18 protein-coding genes are annotated in these 23,055 nt (G+C 67.7%); 12 read left to right on the plus strand and 6 right to left on the minus strand.

All coding sequences use genetic code 11. The features are described from left to right. Positions 1-12 precede the first annotated feature (12 nt). Together WKC72_RS30205 and WKC72_RS30210 are read right to left on the minus strand one after the other, a co-directional pair. Positions 13-2,544 carry an ABC transporter permease gene (locus WKC72_RS30205; protein ID WP_112302165.1) on the minus strand — a complete coding sequence of 844 codons (2,532 nt, stop codon included), beginning with the start codon at positions 2,542-2,544 and terminating at the stop codon, positions 13-15. A gap of 4 nt (positions 2,545-2,548) precedes the next feature. Next, positions 2,549-3,322 carry an ABC transporter ATP-binding protein gene (locus WKC72_RS30210; protein ID WP_370180627.1) on the minus strand — a complete coding sequence of 258 codons (774 nt, stop codon included), beginning with the start codon at positions 3,320-3,322 and terminating at the stop codon, positions 2,549-2,551. 144 nt (positions 3,323-3,466) lie between these two features. Here WKC72_RS30210 and WKC72_RS30215 point away from each other — a divergent pair, with 144 nt between their 5' ends. The 5 genes from WKC72_RS30215 to WKC72_RS30235 all read left to right on the plus strand — a co-directional run bounded on the left by WKC72_RS30215 (position 3,467) and on the right by WKC72_RS30235 (position 9,070). Next, the gene (locus tag WKC72_RS30215) at positions 3,467-4,384 is read left to right on the plus strand and encodes a hypothetical protein (protein ID WP_370180628.1); all 918 of its coding nucleotides are present in this window, start codon (positions 3,467-3,469) and stop codon (positions 4,382-4,384) included. Between the two features lie 72 nt (positions 4,385-4,456). Further along, positions 4,457-6,019: a long-chain-fatty-acid--CoA ligase gene (locus tag WKC72_RS30220; RefSeq protein WP_112302163.1), complete on the plus strand. Its 1,563-nt coding sequence runs from the start codon at positions 4,457-4,459 to the stop codon at positions 6,017-6,019. Then, positions 6,016-6,444 carry a YchJ family protein gene (locus WKC72_RS30225; RefSeq protein WP_037244489.1) on the plus strand — a complete coding sequence of 143 codons (429 nt, stop codon included), beginning with the start codon at positions 6,016-6,018 and terminating at the stop codon, positions 6,442-6,444. The genes WKC72_RS30220 and WKC72_RS30225 overlap by 4 nt, the downstream gene beginning before the upstream one ends. 24 nt (positions 6,445-6,468) lie before the next feature. Beyond that, a complete protein-coding gene (locus tag WKC72_RS30230) occupies positions 6,469-7,071 on the plus strand; it encodes a hypothetical protein (RefSeq protein WP_037244487.1) in 603 nt (200 codons plus the stop codon). Positions 7,072-7,171: 100 nt separating this feature from the next. Beyond that, a complete protein-coding gene (locus WKC72_RS30235) occupies positions 7,172-9,070 on the plus strand; it encodes an ABC transporter ATP-binding protein (protein WP_370180629.1) in 1,899 nt (632 codons plus the stop codon). On the opposite strand, the gene WKC72_RS30240 is transcribed toward WKC72_RS30235, so the two are convergent. Both WKC72_RS30240 and treS read right to left on the minus strand, forming a co-directional pair. After that, a complete protein-coding gene (locus tag WKC72_RS30240; RefSeq protein ID WP_112302161.1) occupies positions 9,051-10,454 on the minus strand; it encodes a phosphotransferase in 1,404 nt (467 codons plus the stop codon). The genes WKC72_RS30235 and WKC72_RS30240 overlap by 20 nt on opposite strands. Beyond that, positions 10,451-12,307: a maltose alpha-D-glucosyltransferase gene (gene treS / locus WKC72_RS30245; protein ID WP_128642163.1), complete on the minus strand. Its 1,857-nt coding sequence runs from the start codon at positions 12,305-12,307 to the stop codon at positions 10,451-10,453. The genes WKC72_RS30240 and treS overlap by 4 nt, the downstream gene beginning before the upstream one ends. A 239-nt stretch (positions 12,308-12,546) precedes the next feature. Here treS and WKC72_RS30250 point away from each other — a divergent pair, with 239 nt between their 5' ends. From WKC72_RS30250 to WKC72_RS30260, 3 genes are all read left to right on the plus strand, one after another. Continuing rightward, on the plus strand, positions 12,547-14,913 hold the full coding sequence (locus WKC72_RS30250) for an arylsulfatase (protein WP_037244481.1): 2,367 nt from the start codon (positions 12,547-12,549) through the stop codon (positions 14,911-14,913). A 59-nt stretch (positions 14,914-14,972) separates the two neighbouring features. Further along, positions 14,973-15,524, plus strand: coding sequence for a DinB family protein (locus WKC72_RS30255; protein WP_128639172.1), 552 nt, complete (start codon positions 14,973-14,975; stop codon positions 15,522-15,524). Positions 15,525-15,610: 86 nt separating this feature from the next. Further along, complete coding sequence (locus WKC72_RS30260; RefSeq protein WP_037244993.1) at positions 15,611-16,246, plus strand: hypothetical protein; 636 nt, start codon at positions 15,611-15,613, stop codon at positions 16,244-16,246. A 36-nt stretch (positions 16,247-16,282) separates the two neighbouring features. On the opposite strand, the gene WKC72_RS30265 is transcribed toward WKC72_RS30260, so the two are convergent. Next, positions 16,283-18,043: a DEAD/DEAH box helicase gene (locus tag WKC72_RS30265; RefSeq protein WP_037244475.1), complete on the minus strand. Its 1,761-nt coding sequence runs from the start codon at positions 18,041-18,043 to the stop codon at positions 16,283-16,285. A 108-nt stretch (positions 18,044-18,151) separates the two neighbouring features. Here WKC72_RS30265 and WKC72_RS30270 point away from each other — a divergent pair, with 108 nt between their 5' ends. From WKC72_RS30270 to WKC72_RS30285, 4 genes are all read left to right on the plus strand, one after another. Further along, a complete protein-coding gene (locus WKC72_RS30270; RefSeq protein ID WP_370180630.1) occupies positions 18,152-18,949 on the plus strand; it encodes a carbon-nitrogen hydrolase family protein in 798 nt (265 codons plus the stop codon). 59 nt (positions 18,950-19,008) lie between these two features. Then, positions 19,009-19,638: a phosphoribosyltransferase gene (locus tag WKC72_RS30275; protein ID WP_037244469.1), complete on the plus strand. Its 630-nt coding sequence runs from the start codon at positions 19,009-19,011 to the stop codon at positions 19,636-19,638. Positions 19,639-19,737: 99 nt separating this feature from the next. Beyond that, on the plus strand, positions 19,738-20,442 hold the full coding sequence (locus WKC72_RS30280; protein WP_007295739.1) for a hypothetical protein: 705 nt from the start codon (positions 19,738-19,740) through the stop codon (positions 20,440-20,442). A 139-nt stretch (positions 20,443-20,581) separates the two neighbouring features. Next, positions 20,582-22,369, plus strand: coding sequence for a long-chain fatty acid--CoA ligase (locus WKC72_RS30285; protein ID WP_128639174.1), 1,788 nt, complete (start codon positions 20,582-20,584; stop codon positions 22,367-22,369). A 51-nt stretch (positions 22,370-22,420) separates the two neighbouring features. Here WKC72_RS30285 and WKC72_RS30290 read toward each other — a convergent pair whose 3' ends face one another. Further along, positions 22,421-23,044: an alpha/beta hydrolase gene (locus WKC72_RS30290; protein WP_052033808.1), complete on the minus strand. Its 624-nt coding sequence runs from the start codon at positions 23,042-23,044 to the stop codon at positions 22,421-22,423. Positions 23,045-23,055: the final 11 nt, after the last annotated feature.

Genomic DNA, 23,055 nt, shown 5'->3' on the forward strand with positions numbered 1-23,055 from the left:
AGTACTCACGGGTCAGAGATCGGCGATGGCCTCGAGAGGCCGGGTGCGGGCGGCGCGACTCGCCGGCCACAGTGCTGCGAGCACGCCGACCACGCCCGATCCGAGCAGCATCGCGACCACCTGCCCCCACGGCACGGTCACCTGGTCGAGACCCTGATCCTTCAGGGTGCTCACGAAGCCCCAGCCGAACGCGATGCCGAGCAGTACGCCGACGGCCGCACCGAACACGGCGATCAGCATCGACTCCAGGTAGATCGTGCGACGCATCTGGGACCGCTGCATTCCGACCGCGCGAAGCATGCCGATCTCCCGCCTGCGCTCGACCACCGACAGCGCGAGTGTGTTGATGATGCCGAGGATCGCGATCACGACGGCGAGCGCGAGCAGTCCGTACAGGATGGCGAGGAGAGTGTCGATCTGCTGCCCCTGTGTTCCCTTGAACTGTTCCCGGTCCTGCACCTGAACGACGACGAACTGCTTGGTCGCGGATTCGAGGTCGGCGCGCAGCTGCGTCAGATCCGCACCCGGCTTCGCGTCGACGAGGACCGCCAGGTCGGGAATGGTCGCCGCGGGCATCACCTGGCGGTACACGTCGTCCGAGACGAGCCAGTCGCCGACCAGCTGGTTGTCCTCGAAGACGCCGGTGACCTCGGCGTCGACGACCTTCCCGTCGGCGCTCGTCATCGGGACCGTCGTCCCCAGCGTCCAGCCCTTCTGCGCGGCCGTCGTCTGGGACACGACGAGGTGGTTGCCCGTCAGATCGGCGCCGCCCTCGACGAGCTTGTAGTCGAGGACGCCCTCGAGCGGGCCGTCCAGCGACGCGCCCTGCTGCTGCTCGTCGTCGACCTTGACGGACACCGGATGCAGGGCGGCGGCGCTCTGGACGTCGTCGAGGTTCCGCACGGCCCTCGCCGCGCCGCTGGGCACACCGATCTGGTTGGGTCCGGTGAGCACGTAGTCGGCGGACACCCCCGAGTCGACGAGCTGGTTGACGCTGGCCTTCGCGGACGCGCCGAACACACCGATCACGGACACGAGCATCAGACCGAGCGTCAGCGCGAACGCGGTGGCGGCGGTGCGGCGCGGATTCCGCACGGCGTTGGTGCGGGCCAGGCGCCCGACCGGGCCGAACGGCTTGGCCAGCACCGCTCCGAGGGCCCCGACAATCGGCCGGGACAACGCGGGGGCGGCGAACAGCACGGCCAGGATCAGACCGAGCGCTCCGGCACCGACGACGGCGGCGGCGCCTCCACCCGTGCCCCGCGATCCGATGACGAGTCCCACGACGCCGAGGACACCGAGGACGGCACCGGCGATGGTGCGCACGTGCAGCGAGTCACCGGTGGACGCGAATTCCTCCCGCATCGCCGCGACCGGCGGCACCTTGGACGCGCGCCGGGCGGGTGCGTACGCGCTGATCGTCGTCACGAGCACCCCGACCACGAGGGCGATGAGAATCGTGCGCGGCCCCACCTGCAGGGGACCTTCGGGCAGACCGACGTCGAACGCGTTCAGCAGTCCGCGCAGGCCGTAGGCCAGGCCGACGCCGGCGGCGATCCCGATCGCACTGCCGATCACGCCGACCACGAGGGCCTCGAAGACCACGGAACGTCCCACCTGCTTGCGGCTGGCACCGATCGCGCGGAGCAGCGCCAGCTCCCGCAGACGCTGGGCCACGATCATCGAGAACGTGTTGTAGATGATGAATGTGCCGACAAGCAGGGCGATCGCACCGAACGCGAGGAGGAAGTAGTTGATGAAACTCAGCGCCTCCGTCACCTGCGCCTTGGTCTCCTCGCGCACCTCGTCGCCGGTCTGGACCTTCGCGTCGGGAAGGGCCGCGGCGATCTCGTCGCGCAGTTCGGTCTGGGACAGACCCGTCCCGGCGACGTCGATGTACTCGACGTGCTTGCCGTCGGTGAAGAGTTCGCGGGCCTGCGAGTCGACGAACGTCGCGCCGATGAATCCGCCGGTCTCGTTGCCGGTGTCGTAGATGCCCGAGACGGTGACGTCGACCATGCCACGAGCGGGCACGAGAACTTTGGTGGTGTCGCCGACCGCCAGTTGCGCACGGTCGGCGGCACTGGCGTTGACGGCCATCTGGCCGACCTGGGCAGGCGGCCCGCCCTGAACGTATTCGTCGGGTTCACCGAGCGCCTGACCCGGCGGCAGGTAGGACTCGCCGATGCTCGGCGCACCACCCGTCTGGACGGCGGCGCCGTCGGAGTCGATCAGGACGATCTGCCCGCTGACGGCAGGTGCGACCGCGCGCACTCCGCCGAGCGCGGTGATGGTGTCGAGGTCGGCGAGGGGCACTCCGCTGGAGTTGCGCTCCTCGCTCGACACCCGGACGTCGACCCCTTGCGCGGTGTTCTCGAAGATCGAGTCGAACGTCTTCTGGAGCGTGTCGGTGAAGACGAAGGAGCCTGCGACGAAGGCGGTGCCGAGCACCACGGACAGCACCGTCAGTGCCAGCCTGACCTTGTGCGCCGCCAGGTTGCGCAGCGACACCTTGCGCATCGGAGCGCTGGATGTGGACGCCATGCGGTCAGACCGCCGCGTCGGACGCGAGGGCGTGGGCGGGCTCGTCGAGTCGCTTCATCGTGTCGAGTACCGAATCGGCCGTCGGATCACGCAGTTCGTCGACGATCTTGCCGTCGGCGAGGAAGACCACCCGGTCGGCGTAGGCCGCCGCGCGGGGATCGTGCGTGACGATGACGACGGTCTGGTGGAACTCGTCCACCGCGGCCCGCAGGATCGACAGCACCTCACCCGAGGACTTCGAGTCGAGATTGCCGGTGGGCTCGTCGCCGAAGATGATCTCCGGCTGCCCGGCCAGGGCACGGGCACACGCGACGCGCTGCTGCTGACCTCCGGACAATTCGCCGGGGCGATGCTCGAGACGGTCCTGCAGTCCGAGCTTGGTGAGCACGTTCTCGAGCCACGCGGCGTCCGGCTTGCGGCCCGCGATGTCCAGCGGAAGCGTGATGTTCTCCAGTGCCGTCAGCGTCGGCACCAGGTTGAACGCCTGGAACACGAAGCCGATCCGGTCGCGTCGCAGCTGCGTCATCTGCTTGTCCGTCAGCGTCGTCAACTCGGTGTCGCCGATGAGGACGGAACCCGAACTGGCCGCGTCGAGACCGGCCAGGCAGTGCATCAGCGTCGACTTACCGGAACCGGACGGTCCCATGATCGCAGTGAACTCACCACGGGCGAACTCCGCGGATACCACGCTGAGCGCGTGGACCTGGGTGTCGCCGGTGCCGTACGTCTTGGACAGCTCGACAGCACGGGCAGCGACAGCGGGGGCATGCGTGCTCATGATCGCCTTTCGTCATTCCTCTTGTGGCGGTCCGGCCCCGTGGTGACGGGCCGGGACGGTGCACGCGCGGCGCACTCCTCCATCTTGTCGACACCCGCGGCGGCCCGCCATCAGGGACCACCCTGATCTTCGATCCTCGCGGACGTGATCTCGGACACGGAGACCCGCACGGAAACGCCCACAACGGAAGTACCGACCTGGGAGAATTCCGGTATCGCCGGCGCGAAGGAGAGCCTCATGGCCATCGAATCCCCCAAACCCCGGGCGGGATCGCGGTTCCTCGACGCGTTCCTGCAGTCACCGTTTGCCGGGCTGGCGCCGTGGATCCTGATGTCACTGCTGTCCGGCCCCGGGCGGTTCGAGGAATCGGTCGCCACCGCTCTCGGGTTGTCGATCCTGTTCCTGTTCCTCGGCCACCGCCGGGACGGAACCCTCAAACCCCTCGAAGTGTTCGACATCCTCTACTTCGGCGGCCTCGCCGCGATCGGACTGTTCGCCTCCGACGACCTGATCACGTGGCTGGAGAAGTGGTCGGGCGAAATGTCGAGCCTGGCGCTGGTCGCATTCGCGTTCGGGTCGTTGCTGCTGCGCAATCCGTTCACCCTGCCGTACGCGAAAGAGACCACACCCGAGGAGTATTGGACCTCGCCGCTGTTCCTCAAGGTCAACCAGCTCATCACGCTGGTGTGGGCGCTGTCCTTCACGGTGTCGGCGGCGGCGGGACTGTACGGCGACCTGGTCCTCGATCAGCCGGACAATTTCTGGACGGGCTGGATCATCCCGATCGGGGCGTTGCTGTTCGCGCTGTCCTTCACCGAGTGGTATCCGGACGTGGCGAGCGCGCAGGCGCCGCGGGAGCCCGGAGAACCGGAAGAGGTGGCACCGCCCCTCGTCAAACTGTTCGACTTCCTGCCGCCGTTCGTGGTCGGCGTGGGGATCGCCATGCTCGTCACCGACAACGACCCCGACTGGCTGGGCATCACCCTGATCGTGGTCGGCGCCATCGGCACCGCCGCGCTGCGACGCGCGGACGCACAGAGCCGAAGCAGTTCGGCCGCGTGAGGCAAAACGTCACTGATCGGATCACCGGCTACTAGCCTGATGTGACTGACGTCACAGACGAGAGGTGGGCGCATGTCGGACGCCGACAACGAGATCATCTTCGACCGACTCGCGCACTGGGCGCAGGTCCGTCCGGACGACGTCGCCGTGCAGTTCCAGGGCACCGAATACACGTGGTCCGGATGGCACGACCGGATCCTGCACATCGCGGGAGCCTTGGCGGAGGGCGGAATCGGGGCCGGTGACACGGTCGCGTTCGTCGACAAGAACCATCTGTCCTGCCTCGAGGTCACCTACGCCGCCTCACTCCTCGGCGCGGCCGCCGCAGTTCCCAACTGGCGACTGGCCGGTGAGGAACTCGACTACGTGATCAACGACTCCGGGGCGCGGATCCTGTTCGTGGGCAACGAGTTTCTCCAACAGGTCATGGCGCTCCGCGACCGGCTGACCGGCATCGAGCAGATCGTCACCGTCGGCGGAGAACACGACGAGTTCGAGCCGTGGCTCGGCGAGGCGTCCGTGCTGAAGTCGGCGCCGGATGTCGCCGCGGATGCCACCGCACTGATCCTGTACAGCTCGGGAACCACCGGCAGGCCGAAGGGAGTTCAGCTGACCCACCGCAACCTGATCGCCCACAGCACCGCGGTGCTCGAGATCCTGCCCGCGCGGCACGACGACTGCCTGCTCGTCGCCATGCCGCTGTTCCACGTCGGCGGGAGTTGCTACGCGATCATGGGCGTGCACGCCGGCGCCCGCTGCCACTTCACCAGGGAGGCCGACGCCCCGTCCCTGTTCGGCGCGCTCGCGGCGGGCGCGAACATCGCGTTCCTCGTGCCGCCGGTGATCGCCGGAGTGCTCGCCGCGGGCGAGCAGGCCGTGGCCGCGTTCGGTGCGCTGCATCGCATCACGTACGGCGCGGCGCCGATGCCGCTGCCGTTGCTGCGCAGCGCGCTCGCCGCCTGGCCGGAGGCGGAGTTCGTCCAGGTGTACGGGATGACCGAATGCGCGGGTGTCGTCACCGCTCTGCTACCCGAGGTGCATCGCGACGAGGCGCAGGAGGAGAGGATGGCCTCGGCGGGACAGCCCATTCCCGGTGTGGAGATGCGCATCGTGGACCCGGCCACCGCCGAGGACGTCGCCCCCGGCGAGACGGGGGAACTGTGGTGGCGTTCGGAACAACGCACGCCCGGGTATCTCGGCAAGCCCGAGGCGACGGCGGAGGCCATCACCGCCGACGGGTGGTTGCGCAGCGGCGACATGGGCCGTGCGGACGCCGACGGTTTCGTGTTCATCGAGGACCGGCTCAAGGACATGATCATCACCGGCGGGGAGAACGTGTACTCCCCCGAGATCGAACGGGTGCTCGTCGAACACCCGGCCGTGGCGGAGGTAGCGGTGATCGGAGTGCCCGACGATCACTGGGGTGAGACGGTCAAGGCCGTCGTCGTGCCGGTGACCGGGACGAATATCGAACCGGACGAGCTGATCCACTACACCCGCCAGCGTCTGGCGAAGTTCAAGTGCCCGACGACGGTCGACGTCGTCGACCTGCTGCCCCGCAACCCCACCGGCAAGATTCTCAAGCGGGAACTCCGCGCGCCGTACTGGAAGGACCGCACCCACAAGCTCGTGTGACCGCCGTCCATACTGGAGCCGTGACCGTTCGATGCCCCTGCCTGCTCGGTGAACCGTACGACGAGTGCTGCGGGAGGTATCACCGCGGCGAGACGAAGGCGCCCACGGCCGAGCGCCTCATGCGATCCCGGTTCAGCGCGTTCGCCGTCCTGGATGCCGACTACCTGCTCGCGACCTGGCATCCGAGCACCCGGCCCGGGACCCTGGACCTCGATCCGGAGCAGCGCTGGACCCGCCTCGACATCCTGGGCACGAGCGGCGGCGGACTGCTCGACACCACCGGCACCGTCGAGTTCCGCGCGCACTACGTCCTGGACGGCCACCGCGAATCGCTGCACGAGAACAGCCGATTCGTCCGTGAGGACGGCAATTGGCTGTACCTGGACGCGATCGCGACGCCACGCCAGGGGCTCCCTCGAGTCTGATCTCACCCGGCTTACGATCGGATCATGATCAACCACCGGATCGGTCCCTTCGCCGCGCTCGCCGCCTGCGCCCTGACGCTGACGCTCACCGGATGCTCGGAGTCGAACTCCGCCAGCAGTGTGGCGGCGACGTCACCGGCCGCGGCCGCCACCACCAGTAGCGCCCTCGAATCCGAGTCGGCGCCGATCCCGACCGACGCGTCACCGAAATCGTCCGCGGCGTCCGAGTCCGCGAAGCTCACGGTCACCGACGTCCGCGTCGGCGAGCACGAGGGATTCGACCGCGTGGTGTACGAACTCGGCGGCAAGGGCACGCCGGGCTGGCGGGTCGCGTACGTGGACGAGGCGGTGCAGGACGGCAGCGGCAAGACGATCCCGGTGTCGGGAAACGGCATCCTGCAGGTACAGATCGACGGCTCGGCGTACCCGTTCGACAGTGATGTGGAGGGATACTCGGGCCCCAACCCGGTGCCCGGTGTTCCCGGCGGCACGGTGACCGAGGTCAACGGCGCGCTCGTGTTCGAAGGCGTCACGCAGTCGTTCATCGGCGTGACGCAACCGGACCGTCCCTTCACGGTGTCGGCCCTGTCCGATCCGACGCGGGTGGTCGTGGACGTCGCGAAGTAGCGCTTCACGCCCGCGGCTTGACCTCGAGTAAAGTTGAGGTTCTACCGTCGTGTCATACCCCGGCTCTACCGTGGGGGGATAGCGACAGGAGGCCGCTGGCATGAGCATGGAAGTCACGGCGTGGAACGCGATGTACAACGCGATGCACGCCCAAGAGGATCGTCGACCCTTCTCCCGCACGACGTTGCGGCGGATAGCCCGATTCGCCCTGCCGCACCGTCGCAGCCTCGGGTGGTATCTGCTGCTCAGCGTCGTCACGGCCGCGCTGGCCGTGGCCACCCCGGTGCTGGCGGGCCGTGTCGTCAACGCCATCGTCGGGGGCGACGCGGTGTCCGTCGTCGTGCGCCTCGCGGCACTCATCGCGGTCATCGCAGTACTCGAATCCGCGCTGGCCCTGTGGACGCGGTGGCTGTCGGCGAGCATCGGTGAGAACCTGATCTTCGATCTGCGGACAGCCGTGTTCGACCACGTGCAGAGGATGCCGATCGCCTTCTTCACCCGCACTCGCACCGGCGCGCTGGTCAGCCGCCTCAACAACGACGTGATCGGTGCACAGCGCGCGTTCAGCGACACACTGTCGGGCGTGGTGTCCAACCTCGTGACGCTCGGCATCACGCTCATCGTGATGATCGGGATCTCCTGGCAGATCACGCTGTGCGCGCTGTTGCTGTTGCCGATCTTCGTCCTGCCCGCCCGCAGGATGGGCGCGCGGCTGGCGCAACTCAATCGTGAGGCGGCGAACCACAATTCGGTGATGAGCACGCAGATGACCGAGCGGTTCTCGGCGCCCGGTGCCACGCTCGTCAAGCTGTTCGGCCGCCCGTCGGAGGAGTCCGCCGAGTTCGCGGTCCGTGCCCGGCGGGTGCGGAACATCGGTGTCCGCACGGCGATGCTGCAGTCGGTGTTCGTCACCGCACTCACGCTCGTGTCGGCGCTCGCACTCGCGCTCGTCTACGGACTGGGCGGGTTCTACGCACTGCGCGGACAACTCGACGCGGGAGCCGTCGTCGCGATGGCGATGCTGCTGACCCGGTTGTACTCCCCCCTCACCGCACTGGCCAGCGCGCGCATGGACGTGATGAGCGCGCTGGTGAGCTTCGAGCGCGTCTTCGAGGTCCTCGACCTGAAGCCGCTGATCGCAGAGAAGCCCGACGCGGTCGCGGTGCCCGACGGCCCGGTGTCGGTGGAGTTCGACTCCGTGGAGTTCGCGTATCCCTCGGCCGACAAGGTGTCGCTGGCGTCGCTCGAGGAGGTCGCGACCCTCGACACCCGCGGCGGCGTCGACGTGCTGCACCGGTTGTCGTTCCGTGCCGAACCCGGGCAGATGGTCGCGCTGGTGGGATCGTCCGGAGCAGGCAAGTCCACCATCGCCCAACTGGTTCCCCGCCTCTACGACGCGGACGCGGGCTCGGTGAAACTCGGTGGGGTGGACGTGCGCGATCTGACCGCCGACTCCGTGCGGGCCACCGTCGGCATGGTGACTCAGGACGGGCACCTCTTCCACGACACCGTGCGGGCCAACCTGCTGCTCGCCCGCCCGGGCGCCACGCCGGCCGAACTCGCGGAGGTGCTGGAACGGGCGCGGCTCACCGACCTCGTCGCCGCACTGCCCGACGGCCTCGACACCGTCGTCGGCGAGCGCGGCTACCGGCTGTCGGGAGGCGAACGCCAGCGGCTGACCATCGCGCGCCTGCTGCTCGCGCATCCGCGGGTCGTCATCCTCGACGAGGCGACGGCGCACCTCGACTCCACGTCCGAGGCCGCCGTCCAGGAGGCGCTGGGCGAGGCCCTCGCCGGCCGGACCGCCGTCGTGATCGCGCACCGGTTGTCGACCGTCCGCGCTGCCGATCTGATCCTCGTGGTCGAGGCCGGGCGCATCGTCGAACGCGGCACCCACTCCGAACTGCTCGCCGCGGGCGGCCGGTACGAGGAGCTGTACCGCACTCAGTTCGACACGGGCACGATCTCGTCCCCGACCCTCACCGAGGTGCTGAGGTGAGTCTGCGAATGGCGGAGAGGGGCAGGCCGATCCAATTCGGGCGGTTCCTCGCCTCGTACACGGTCTCGTACACCGCCTTGTCGAGTTCGTAGGCCCGGAGCAACGCCGCCGCCTTGCGTGGGTCGGTGCCCGACACGGAGGCATAGCCCTCACAGAAGGCGTCGGCGTTGCGCTGGGCCCACTCCCTCGCCCGGAAGTCCCGCTGCGACGCCGCGCCCATCGCTCCCATCGGCACCGAATCGGCCAGCAGATGATGAGCGGCGTAGTCGAAGGAACGCAGCATTCCCGCGACGTCCCGCAACGGACTGTCCCGTTCCCGGCGCTCGTCGAGCGTCTTGGCGGGCTCCCCCTCGAAGTCGATGAGCAGCCACCGCTCCGGCGTCCGCAGCACCTGACCGAGGTGGAGGTCGCCGTGAATCCGCTGGACGGTGGTGGCGCCCAGCGCTTCCGCCTCGGCGAACTTGTCCCGAACGGCGGCAGCCACCTCTCCCAGTTCGGGCACGATCGAGGTGGCGGCGTCCAGCCTGCGCGTCATCGCCTCCACGGTCGTCGACGCAACCTGTCGTTCCTCCGCACCGAGCGCACGCGCCAGGGTCGCGTGCACCTCGGCGACCGCGGCGCCCATCCGGTAGGACTCACCGGCGAAGTCCGTCCCCAACTCCGCGGCGTGGAGATCCGCTTCGATCAGGAGGTCGCGGACGCTGCCGAGCGCCATACTCCACCCGTCCGCCGAGTTGGCCTCGAAATCCTGCACCATGGCGAGGGTGGTCAGAATCCCGGCCACGTCCGTCTCCATCCACGCCCGCAGCGTCGCCACGTATTCGCTGCCCGCTTCGGCGAGCGCGAGGTGCAGTTCGACGTCGGGGTTCACGCCCGGCGTGACCAGACGGAAGATCTTCATCAGGAGCTTCTCCCCCAGCACCACCGACGTGTTCGACTGCTCCGCGCCGAGCGTCCGCCCGCGGAGTCCCGGTTCGATCACGGTGCCCGGCACGGTCTTCAACTGCACCGGCCCGGTCCCCTCGGCCTCGGACAGCAGGTCGGCGTACAGGGTGATGATCTCGGCATCGTGCAGGCCGTCGTACGCGATCATGATGTTCCCGTCGCCGTCCGGCAGCGCCCACGGCTCGAGGTCCTCGGGCAGATGACTGCGGAACCCCAGCGGTATCTGGTACACCTGCGGCTGCCCTGCCTCGAACTCCACCGACACCAGGAGATGCTCGGCGGAGAACCCGAAGACCGACATCAGCTCGTGGCGCAGCAGGATCCGCACCCCCAAGATGGTGGTGCCCTTGGCGGCGAACCACCGCCGGTCCGGCAGCCACCGGACGAGTTGCCGCTCGAGGGTCTCGTCGGGAATGCGTTCACTGCTGGGTTCGTTCACTGCTGCACCGCCTGTTCCGCTTCGCTGCTGACCGGGTGTCCGCTCACGGCGCCGTCGGATTTCGGATCCGGTTGCAGCGCAAACCAGAAGAATCCGTGACCGGGGAGTGTGATCATGTACCCGTCGTCCCCGATGGAGGGGAAGGGAACGGAACCGGTGAGCTCCACGGGGATTCGGCCGGCGAACTGGGTGAGGTCCAGGATCACCGCCTGCGGGAACCTGGACAGGTTGTTGACGCACAGAATGACGTCGCTGTACGGCCGATCCTGGCTCGGCGGCGTCTCCCGCACATACGACAGGACGGCCGGGTTCGCACTGCCGAGTTCGGTGAACGAGGCCGTTCCGAACGCCGGATGCTGTTTGCGAACCTGGATCAGGCGGCGAGTCCAGTGCAGCAACGAGTTGGTCGAGTTCATCTGCGCCTCGACGTTCACCGACTGGTAGCCGTACGTGGGATCCATGATGACCGGCAAATACATTCGGGCCGGATCGGCACGGGAGAATCCGGCGTTGCGGTCGGGAGTCCACTGCATCGGTGTCCGCACCGAGTCCCGATCGCCGAGCCAGATATTGTCGCCCATGCCGATCTCGTCACCGTAGTAGAGGACGGGCGAACCCGGCAGGCTCAGCAGCAGCGCGGTGAACAGCTCGAGCTGGTTCCGATCGTTCTCGAGCAACGGCGCGAGACGTCGCCGGATGCCGATGTTCGCCTTCATCCGCGGATCCTGCGCGTACTCGGAATACATGTAGTCCCGCTCCTCGTCCGACACCATTTCGAGTGTCAGCTCGTCGTGGTTCCGGAGGAAGATTCCCCACTGGCACGAGCTCGGAATCGGCGGGGTCTGCGCGAGGATCTCGGAGATCGGGAACCGGTTCTGCCGCCGCACGGCCATGAAGATGCGGGGCATCAGCGGGAAGTGGAACGCCATGTGGCACTCGTCGCCCACGTCCGGCTCGCCGAAGTACTCCACGACGTCCGACGGCCACTGGTTGGCTTCGGCGAGAAGCGCCCGCCCCGGGTACTCTGCGTCCATGACGGCCCTGCACTTCTTGAGAAACGCATGGGTCTCGGGCAGGTTCTCGCAGTTGGTGCCCTCCCGCTCGAACAGATAGGGCACGGCGTCGAGCCGGAAGCCGTCGATTCCGAGGTCCAGCCAGAACCGCAGCACGTCGATCATCGCGTCCTGGACGTCGGGATTGTCGTAGTTCAGGTCCGGCTGATGGGAGAAGAAGCGATGCCAATAGTACTGCTTGCGCACCGGATCCCACGTCCAGTTGGACGTCTCGGTGTCGACGAAGATGACGCGCGCGTCCGGATACCCCGCGTCGCGGTCCGACCACACGTAGAAGTCGCCGTACGGACCCTCGGGGTCGGTGCGCGACTCCTGGAACCATGCGTGCGTATCGGACGTGTGGTTCATGACCAGGTCCGTGATGACTCTGATCCCGCGGCGGTGCGCCTGATCGAAGAGCTGGACGAAATCCTCGACCGTCCCGAACTCCGGGAGCACCGCACGGAAGTCGCGGATGTCGTATCCGCCGTCGCGGAGCGGTGAATCGTAGAACGGCGGCAGCCACAGGCAATCGACGCCGAGCCAGGACAGGTAGTCGAGCTTGGACGTCAGCCCCCGGAGATCGCCCGTTCCGTCGCCCGAGGAATCGAAGAACGCGCGAACCAGAACCTCGTAGAACACCGCGGTCTTGAACCACTCGTTGTCCACTTGCAGTTCTCTGGCGTGGAAGAAGTCCTCGGACCGGGCCTCGATGATGTGGCCTTCGAGGTCGTGTTCCGGTGGGGCCGCGCCCTCCCGGGACGGGTCGGCGAAGGCCGACGACGAATCTTCCAGGGCCATAAGCACCTCGGTTCGCGACTCGATCACAGGAACGGGGGCGTTCCCCGGACACGTGCCTCGATCGTAGGTCGGTCCTGCCCGAACCGCTGGAAACGCGCGCAGCCTCCCCAGGTTTCGGTGGGCGGGGCCGCGTCCTGTCCATCCGGTCCAAACGCACTCGGGGCGCTGCAGCCTGCGACTATTCTGATTTCGGCAGGCGCCGTCGGGCGTTCCGATGTGAGACAACGGAATGAGTAGCCATGGTGGATCGAACGGGCGAGCGTCGCGAGGTTCTACCGATTCCCGATCGGCAGCATCTCGGCCTGACGACCTACGACGCGAAGGATCCGGACACCTCGTTCCCGCCCATCGAGCCGCTGCTGCCACCCGAGGGAGCCCCGAATGTGCTCGTGGTCCTCCTGGACGACGTGGGATTCGGCGCCAGCAGCGCGTTCGGCGGGCCCGCGCAGACACCGACCGCCGAGCGACTGCAGGCCGGGGGGCTCACATACACCCGATTCCACACCACCGCCTTGTGCGCACCGACCCGTGCGGCCCTGCTCAGCGGCCGCAATCATCACTCGGTCGGAATGGGCATGATCACCGAGACAGCGACGTCGGCGCCCGGTTCGTCCGGGCTCCGTCCGAACACCAAGGCAGCATTGCCGATGACATTGAAACTCAACGGCTATTCGACGGCACAGTTCGGCAAGTGCCACGAGGTGCCACCGTGGCAGACCTCGCCGGTCGGACCGTTCGACGCGTGGCCGTCCGGTGGCGGCGGGTTCGAGTACTTCTACGGGTTCATCGGGGGCGAGAACAACCAGTATTACCCGGCGCTCTACGAGGGCTTCGCCCCCGTCGAGCCCGACAAGACACCAGAGGAGGGCTACCACCTCACCGAGGACCTCGCCGACCACGCGATCGACTGGGTGCGCACCCAGAAGGCGCTCGCCCCGGACAAGCCGTTCTTCGTCTACTTCGCCCCGGGCGCCACCCACGCACCGCACCACGTGCCGCCGGAGTGGGCGGACAAGTACGCCGGCCGGTTCGCGGGCGGCTGGGACGCGCAGCGTGAGTCGATCCTCGAACAGCAGAAGCAGCGCGGGGTCGTGCCCGCCGACGCCGAATTGACCGCGCGCCCGGATGCGATCCCGGCGTGGGACGAGATGGACGATGCGCTGAAGCCGGTGCTGGAACGTCAGATGGAGGTGTATGCAGGTTTCCTCGAGCACACCGATTTCCACGTCGGCCGCGTGATCGACGCGATCGACGCGATCGGCGCTCTCGACAACACGCTCGTGTACTACATCATCGGCGACAACGGTGCCTCCGCCGAAGGCACGCTCAACGGTGCATTCAACGAAATGGCGAACTTCAACGGCCTCGCCGCGATCGAGACGCCGGAGTTCATGGCGGAAGTCAAGGACAAACTCGGGACCACGGACGCCTACAACCACTACTCGGTGGGCTGGGCGTGGGCGATGTGCGCGCCGTTCCAGTGGACCAAGCAGGTGGCCTCGCACTGGGGTGGCACCCGCAACGGCACGATCGTGCACTGGCCCGCCGGCATCGGCAGCAGAGGCGAGACCCGGTCTCAGTTCACCCACGTCATCGACGTCGCGGCGACGGTGCTCGAAGCCGCCGGACTGCCGGAACCCACGTTCGTGAACGGGGTGCAACAGGCCCCGATCGAGGGCACCAGCATGGTGTACAGCTTCGACGAGGCGGACGCCCCGGAACGCCACGACCTGCAGTACTTCGAGATGGCAGGCAACCGCGGCATCTACTACAAGGGCTGGAGCGCCGTCACCCGGCACAGCACTCCGTGGCTATCGAACGAGGTGCTGCCCGCGCTCGACGACGACGTGTGGGAGCTCTACGACGGGACCACCGACTGGACGCAGGCCCACGACCTGGCCGCGGAGATGCCCGAGAAGCTCGCGGCGTTGCAGCGCCTGTGGCTGATCGAAGCGGTGAAATACAACGTGCTGCCCATCGACGACCGCCGGTTCGAACGCCTCAACCCGACGATCGCCGGCCGGCCCCAACTGGTGTCCGGCAGCAGGCAAGTGCTGTTTCCCGGGATGAAGCGGCTCAGCGAGCACAGTGTCATCGACATCAAGAACCGGTCGTTCTCGGTGACCGCGGCCGTCGAGACGGCGAAGAACGCCACCACCAACGGTGTCGTCATCGCGCAGGGCGGCCGCTTCGGCGGATGGGCCCTCTACGTCAAGGAGGGGCGGGCTGCGTTCGTCTACAACCTCCTCGGCATGAAGGAGTTCACGACCGAGGCCACCGAAGACCTGCCCGCAGGCAGTCGTCAGATTCGAGCGGAGTTCGCCTACGACGGTGGCGGTCTCGCGAAGGGCGGCAACGTCACCCTCTATTACGACGGCCGCAGCGTCGGCTCCGGCCGCGTCGAACAGACGCAGCCGATGATCTTCTCCGCGGACGAGACGACCGACATCGGCGACGACTACGGGATGCCGGTCAGCGCCCACTACGTGGGAGAAACCAAGTTCAACGGGCGAATCGACGTCGTGCAGATCGACGTCGGCGACGACGACCACTCCCATCTGATCGACCCGGCGGAGGTGGCGAGGGTCGCGACGTCCCGCCAATGAGCTCGCAAAGTCGCTGATCGAGGACAATAGGTGTCCGCTATCCGCGCAACACTGAATGCATGACCGAGACACCCAGAACCCAGAACCCCATCTCCGACGAGCGCGGACTCCTACTCCTCATGCTGGACAACCAGCGCACCGCCTTCCGCAACGCGTTGTCCGGGCTGACGGAGGAGCAGGCCCGCAGTGTGCCCAGCGCCAGCGAGATGAGCCTGGCTTCCCTGCTCAAACACGTGATCGACGGCGAAGAGGCGATGACCTCCCGCATCACCGGCGCCCCGCGCGGTGTCGGCGACGACCCGGTGGCCGCGTGGATGGCCGCATGGAACGTCACCGAGGACGAGACCGTCGACGCCCTCCTCGCCCGCTTCGACGACGCACGGCGCGCCACCGAGGCCGCGGTCGCCGCCGAAACCGATCTGGATCGCGACGTCAACCTGCCCGCCGACGTGGCGCAGTGGATGGCGTCGGGAGTCGTCTTCACGGTCCGCTACATGCTGCTGCACCAGATCGAGGAACTGGCCCGGCACGCCGGTCACGCCGACATCATCCGGCAGTCCCTCGACGGCGCGCGCGCCGATACGCTGGCCGGCGGCGGCAGCTGGTCCTGACTGATTCCGTTCTCTCGGGTAAATTCTCCGTCCGGGCGGCGCTGCAGAGCCGCCCGACGAGACAACGAGGAGTTCAGGTGGACGGTATGAGCGTGATGCGACGCACGATCGCGGCGGCAACGGTCGGTATCGCGGCGACTTTCGGTCTCTCGGGCACGGCAGCGGCGGAACCGGCCACCCCCGACGACGTCCCCGGACTCGCCGAACTGCGCACCCAGGCCGACAAGCCCGAGGAGAAGGCCGCGGTCGAGGCACTGGCCACGTCGACTGTGCTGCGTGATGTCGCGGGCGCGTACACGCCGTTCCTCTACACCGCGCCGACCGTGGGCTGCGGCACCGTCGCACCGGTCACGCTGACGCTGGCATCGGGCACCACGGGGCCCACCGCCGAGGTGAAGGCCAACGAGATCAGCTTCCAGGCCCTGTCCGCGTACCCCGGTGTCGTGAAGTCGTCGGGCCTCAACGTCGCGTGGATCAACACCAGCACCGGCGCCAGCGGAATCCTGCCCCTCGACGGCGTCACCGAAGGCGGCTACCCGGCGCTGAACAAGGTCGTGACGACCGGTGCGGGCACCGTCGTCGCATCGATCTTCGGCACCGTCGGGTACACCAACGCGACCTGCTACGTGCTGCCGACGGTCGGCTCGTTCTTCGTTCCCGAGGAGGGCCCGCTGCCCGCCGAGGCGGCACAGCCCGCCCCGGCTCCCGCTCCCCCGGCGTAACCGCCGGGGATCCCGTTCCGAAGGGCCGCGCGAGGACTACTCGCGCGGCCTTTTCCTGCTGTCCCGGTCGCGTTGGAACTTCCCGCCTGCCCGATCGTCGCGGCCACCGCGCGGTCGGCCCGACGGCGGACCCGAATCGGGCTGCAGCTGGATCAGCACACCGGAAATGCGGGTGCGGCGCAGGGCTTCCAGAGTCTCGCTGGACAGGTCGGCGGGCAACTCCACCAGGCTGTGGTCCGGGCGGATGCTGATGTGCCCGAAGTCGCTGCGTCGCAGCCCACCCTCGTTCGCGATGGCACCGACGATCGCACCCGGCACGACACGGTGCCGCTTGCCGACCGCGATGCGGTACGTTGCGAGCTCCTGGCCCTCCGGTCCACGCGACCGCGTCGGGGGGCCGTCGTCGAACCGGCGCGCGGGGCGTTCGCGGGGCTCACGCTCGCGGCGGGGCGCGGGCGGCGGTTCGGGTGCCATGAGGAACGCCTCACCGTCGCGCGACTGCACCGCGAGCGCGGCGGCGATGTCGGCGAGCGGGACGTCGTGCTCCTGCTCGTAGTCCTCGATCATCTTGCGGAACAACGCCAGGTTGTCGGACGTGAGGCTCTCGGTGATCGAGTCGCCGAACTTGGACACGCGCTGCGCGTTGACGTCGTCGACGCTGGGCAGCTGCATCTCGGCCAGCGGCTGACGGGTCGCCTTCTCGATGGCCTTGAGCAGGTGCCGCTCGCGCGGTGCCACGAACAGCAACGCCTCGCCCGCGCGCCCGGCGCGACCGGTGCGGCCGATCCGGTGGACGTACGACTCCGTGTCGTGCGGGATGTCGTAGTTGACGACGTGGGAGATGCGGTCGACGTCCAGGCCACGCGCGGCCACGTCGGTGGCGACGAGGATGTCGAGGGCGCCGCTCTTGAGCTGGCCGATGGTCCGCTCACGCTGAGCCTGCACGATGTCGCCGTTGATGGCCGACGCGGAGAAGCCACGAGACCGCAATTTTTCGGCGAGGTCCTCGGTGGCCTGCTTGGTGCGCACGAAGATGATCATCGCCTCGAAGTCCTCGACCTCGAGGACACGCGTCAGGGCGTCGAGCTTGCGCTGATGCGCCACCTGGACGTACCGCTGCGAGATGTTGGACGCGGTCGACGTCTTCGACTTCATCGTGATCTCGACGGGGTCGTGCATGTACTGCTTCGAGATCTTGCGGATGGCCCCTGGCATCGTGGCCGAGAACAGCGCCACCTGCTTGTACTCCGGGGTGTCGGCGAGGATGCGCTCGACGTCCTCCTGGAATCCCATCTTCAGCATCTCGTCGGCCTCGTCCAGGACGAGGTAGGAGAGCTTGGACAGGTCGAGCGTGCCCTTCTCCAGGTGGTCGATCACGCGACCGGGCGTGCCCACCACGACGTGTGCGCCGCGCCGCAGTCCCGACAACTGGACGCCGTAGCTCTGACCGCCGTAAATGGGCAGAACGTGCAGGCCCGGAATATGGGCGGAGTACTTGCCGAACGCCTCCGCGACCTGCAGCGCCAGCTCCCTCGTCGGCGCGAGGACCAATGCCTGCGGCGACTTCTGCGTCAGGTCGATCTTCGAGAGGATCGGTACCGCGAACGCAGCGGTCTTGCCGGTGCCGGTCTGCGCCAGGCCGACGACGTCGTTGCCGGCGAGGAGGGGCGGGATGGTGGCTGCCTGGATCGGCGAGGGCGACTCGTAGCCCACATCGGACAGTGCCTTCAAGACCCGATCATCGATGTCGAGGTCGGCAAAAGTGGGGGGTTCGGGGTCACGCTCGATATCACTCATTGACCAGCAGTTTAGTGCACGAGTCCACCGCGCATCGCCACGCCGCGGAAATACGCGGCGACCGGGACGGGAGACACCTGCCGCACCTCGTCGCCTAGCGTGGACGGCATGGTCGATGTCGCTCTCATTCAGTTCGCTCCCGGTCAGGACAAGCAGGAGAATCTGCGCACCCTCCGCACGCTCGCCGCCGAGGCCGCGGGCCGCGGTGCGAAGGTGGTGGTGGCGCCGGAGTATGCGATGTTCACGGCGCCGAGAACGGACGAGCGGATCGTCGAGTCGGCCGAGGGCCTGGACGGCGAGTTCGTCAGCGGGCTGGCCGCGACGGCGAAGGAACTCGACGTCCATCTGGTGGCAGGGGTCAACGAGCAGCTGCCCGGAGACGATCGCATCTCGAACACCCTCGTCGCGCTCGGACCGGGCGGCGACATCGTCGCCACCTACCGCAAACTCCATCTGTACGACGCGTTCGGCTACAAGGAATCCGACGTCATCCGCGCCGGTGAGATCGGCGTCCCGGAGACCTTCGCCGTCGACGGCCTCACGTTCGGCATGCAGACGTGCTACGACCTCCGGTTCCCCGAGGTCACCCGCCGCATCGTCGACGCGGGCGCCGACGTGCTGCTGCTGCCCGCACAGTGGGTGCCCGGACCGTTGAAGGAGGACCACTGGTCCACTCTCGTGCGGGCGCGCGCCATCGAGAACACCGTGTACGTGGCCGCCGCCGACCAGAGCGCGCGCACCGGGGCCGGGAACAGCATGATCGTCGATCCGATGGGTGTGACCCTCGCGTCGCTCGGTGAGCGGGTGGGCACCGCGGTCGCCGCGGTGAGCGCGGAGCGGATCACCGAGGTGCGGGAGAAGAATCCCGCCCTCGCCCTGCGCCGATTCACCGTCAGCGAGATCTGAACGGCCCGATCGGGAGTAGCGTCGGAGACGATCCGTTCTCCCCGATCACGGAGCGTTCGATGTTGTACACCAGTCGCGCCGACGCCGGTCGCAGACTGGCGGCCGCACTGGAGCACCTGCGCGGCACCGATCTGGTGGTGCTCGGCTTGCCGCGCGGCGGCGTCCCCGTCGCGTTCGAGATCGCTGCCGCCCTGTCGGCGCCCCTCGACGTCGTCCTCGTCCGCAAACTGGGTGTCCCGTGGCAGCCGGAACTCGCCATGGGCGCCATCGGCGAGGGTGAATCCCGGGTGATCAACGACGACGTTCTGCGCATCGCCCGGATCAGCAAGACCGCGCTCGCCATGGTCGAGGCGAAGGAGCGCCGCGAGCTCGAACGGAGGGCGCGGGTGCTGCGCGGCGGCAAGCCGCGAGCGTCACTGAAGGGGCGCACCGCCGTCCTCGTCGACGACGGTATGGCCACGGGCGCGACCGCGGCGGTGGCCTGCCAATCGGTGAAGAAACTGGGCGCGGCACGCGTGATCGTCGCGGTTCCGGTGGCGGCACCCGAGGCCGTCGGCCGCTTGCGCGTGACCGCCGACGAGGTGGTCTGCCTGTACACCCCGGCCGATCTCGGTGGCGTCGGCAACGCGTACGACGATTTCCATCAACTCTCGGACACCGAGGTCACAGACCTGCTGACCCACCACTGACGGTAGTTCTCGAGGAATCTTCAGCTCCAGTGCAACGTTCCCGGAGGCCCTGTCGATACACCGGACAGAGCACAGAACAGACTGCCTTTGGAGGATCTCGTGACCGTCTCTGCCGATACCGTCGAAACCGTCGTCACCGCCTGCCGCGACCGATTGGGCGACCCGTCCGGCTGGGTCACCTCCGATGCCTACCGGCACAGTCTCGCCCTCTGCATCATCGAATCGGTGCAGTCGAGCGCCGGGCACAGCGAGGTCGCCGTCGTGGACCGCTACCTGGCGTACCGGCGGGCGCACCCCGATCAGCCCCTCACCGACGGCGCCCGCGACCTTCTCCGCACGTTCGAGGAGGCGGGCAGCTCGGATCAGTGGGCGGGCAAGGTCGGTTCGTACAAACGGCGGTACTCCGCGACCGGTGTGCCGATCGAGGCGCGTCACATCCAGCTGGCGGCGGAGCGACTACACCAGCTCCGGATCAACAGCATCGACGACCTTCTCGAGGCCGCCCGGGACGAAGCTGCCCTGGAGCAGATCCACGACGCGTGGATCGAGGTGTGCGGGGAGAGCAGCGACGTCACGTGGGCGCACTTCCTGATGCTCGCCGGGATCCCGGGTGTCCGGCCGAATCGGGTGGCGGACGTGTTCATCAGCGGCGCGCTCGGCATTTCGGAAGCCACCGACGACGGCCTTGCCGAGGAGATCCTCGAGGCGACGGCGACCGAACTCGGTGTCGATCCGGATCAGTTGAACTATGCGATCCGGCGCTGGCTGTCGGCGAACTCGCGCCGTTTGGAAGAGGCCGCCTGAGTTATCAGTTTACGCCGAGTTACACTTATCTCCGCTGGTCAGAACGGAAATACACATAACGGACATCGACCCTGGTGCGAAACTGGGACAAATGTGATCGAATGCACATCCGTCATGTCGTTTCAGTGGAGGGGTCATAGTGCGTGAATTCTCGGTACCGCAGTCGTTCTCAATTCCGGAGGACGCCTCCATGGCGGACACGGTCTTCCGTCATGCCGAGGAAGACCCGAAGTTCGTTCCGTTCAAGCGCCCCGGCAACGGTGGGTGGGTAGACGTCACCGCCGCCGAGTTCGCGGAGCAGGTGTCCGCCGTCGCGAAGGGGCTCATCGCTTCCGGCGTCGAGCTCGGCGACCGCGTCGCGATCCTGTCGGCGACCAGGTACGAGTGGGTCGTCATCGACTACGCGATCTGGACGGCAGGCGGGTGCACCGTCGCCATCTACGAAACGTCCGCACCCGATCAGGCGAAGTGGATCCTCGAAGACTCCGGCACGTCGCTGCTGGTCGTCGAGAACGCCAAGCAGGCCGACGCGCTGAAGGTCGTCACCGACGCCGCGCCGGACCTGCGTGAGGTCCTGCAGATCGAGGGCGGCGCGATCGACGAACTGTCGAAGCGCGGCGAAGGCGTCACCGACGAGCAGTTGCACGAGCGTCGTCACCAGGTGCGCGCGTCCTCCCCCGCCACCCTCATCTACACGTCGGGCACCACCGGCCGCCCCAAGGGCGTGCAGCTGACGCACTCCAACTTCTACGCGGAGTCCGCCGCCGTGAAGCTCGCGCTCAGCGACGCGATGTACGCGGGCAGGCGCACCCTGATGTTCCTACCCCTCGCGCACGTCTTCGCCCGCGCCATCTCCTTCGGCGCGTTCGACGCCAAGGTCACCGTCGCGCACACCGCCGACCTCACGACGCTGCTCGACCAGTTCGCCGCGTTCCAGCCGCACTTCATCCTGTCGGTGCCGCGCGTGTTCGAGAAGGTCTACAACTCCGCCAAGCAGAAGGCGTACGACGGCGGCAAGGGCAGCATCTTCGAGAAGGCGTCCGCCACGGCCATTGCGTACAGCGAGGCACAGGACAACGGCGGCGCCGGGCTCGGTCTCAAGCTCAAGCACGCCTTGTTCGACAAGCTCGTCTACTCGAAGCTGCGCACCGCCCTCGGCGGCGAGTGCGACCGCGCCGTCTCCGGTGGCGCCGCGCTCGGTGCACGCCTCGGTCACTTCTTCCGCGGCATCGGCGTTCCGGTGTACGAGGGCTACGGCCTCACGGAGACGAGCGCCGCCATCTCCGTGAACACCACCCGCGCACAGAAGGTCGGCACCGTCGGCAAGCCGATCGACGGCCACGCCGCCAAGATCGGCGAGGACGGCGAACTGCTCCTGAAGGGTCCCGTCGTGTTCGGCGGTTACTGGCACAACGAGCAGGCCACCGCGGATTCGATCCGGGACGGCTGGTTCCACACCGGCGACCTCGGCTCGATCGACGAAGAGGGCTACATCTCGATCACCGGCCGCAAGAAGGAAATCATCGTCACCGCGGGCGGCAAGAACGTCGCGCCTGCGGTCCTTGAGGACGCACTCCGCGCGCACCCGCTGATCAGCCAGTGCCTCGTGGTCGGCGACGGCAAGCCGTTCATCGGCGCGCTCATCACCCTCGACTCCGAAACCCTCCCGGGCTGGAAGGAACGTCACGGGCTGGCCGCCGACACCCCGGTGTCCGAACTGGTGAAGAACCCCGACCTGGTCGCCGAGATCGACGAGGCGGTGGCCGAGGGCAACAAGAAGGTGTCCAACCCGGAGCGGATCAAGAAGTACCGCATCCTCGAAGTCGACTTCACGCAGGAGACCGGTGAGCTCACCCCCACGCTGAAGCTCAAGCGGAACGTCATCCACAAGGAGCACGGCGCGGCCATCGAGGCCATCTACGCGTAAGCGGCTCCGCCGCCCGTGAGTGTTCGGGGAGTGCAGAGACTCCTCGAACACTCACGGGTGCGCAGCGCCCAGGATGAAGTCGCGGACCACCGCGGTCACGGTGGCGTGGACCTTCTCGTGAAGCAGGTCGTGTCCGGCGTCGTCGAACTCCCGGAATTCGAGTCCTGCGATCCCTGCCGCCCAGTCCCGCACGGGGTCGATCGGTGCGATGCGGTCGTCGACACCGTGAACCGCGAGCAGCGGTATCCCGAGTGACCCCAGCGCGTCCGCCGTCTGCTGCACGGCGGCGGTCTTCGGTGTCCCGCACAGAATCGCGCACCGGAAGCCGGGGTCACCGGACACGAGAAGTTCCATCGAGACCGCGGCACCGAGCGAATGCCCCATGAGCACGAGCGGAACATCCGGCGCGTGTCTGCCTGCGAGACCGGTGAGAAGCGCGGCGTCCTCCGCCAGGTCCGCCACGGATCCCGGATTGTCGCCTTCGGACAATCCGTGACCGGCCTGGTCGATTCCCCACACCCCTATTCCGGCAGGCGTCAGTCCGCGCGCGAACCGGTGGTAGTGACCCGTGTGCTGCCCCATACCGTGGAGAAACACCACCTGGGCGACGGGACCTCCCACCGCGCTCCAGTGCCGGTAGTGGACTCGTCCGGAGTGGCCGTCGAAGAAAGGCATGGCTGCCATTC

Origin of the sequence: Rhodococcus wratislaviensis, from assembly GCF_041228765.1 — a bacterium.
Classification (GTDB): domain Bacteria; phylum Actinomycetota; class Actinomycetes; order Mycobacteriales; family Mycobacteriaceae; genus Rhodococcus_F; species Rhodococcus_F wratislaviensis.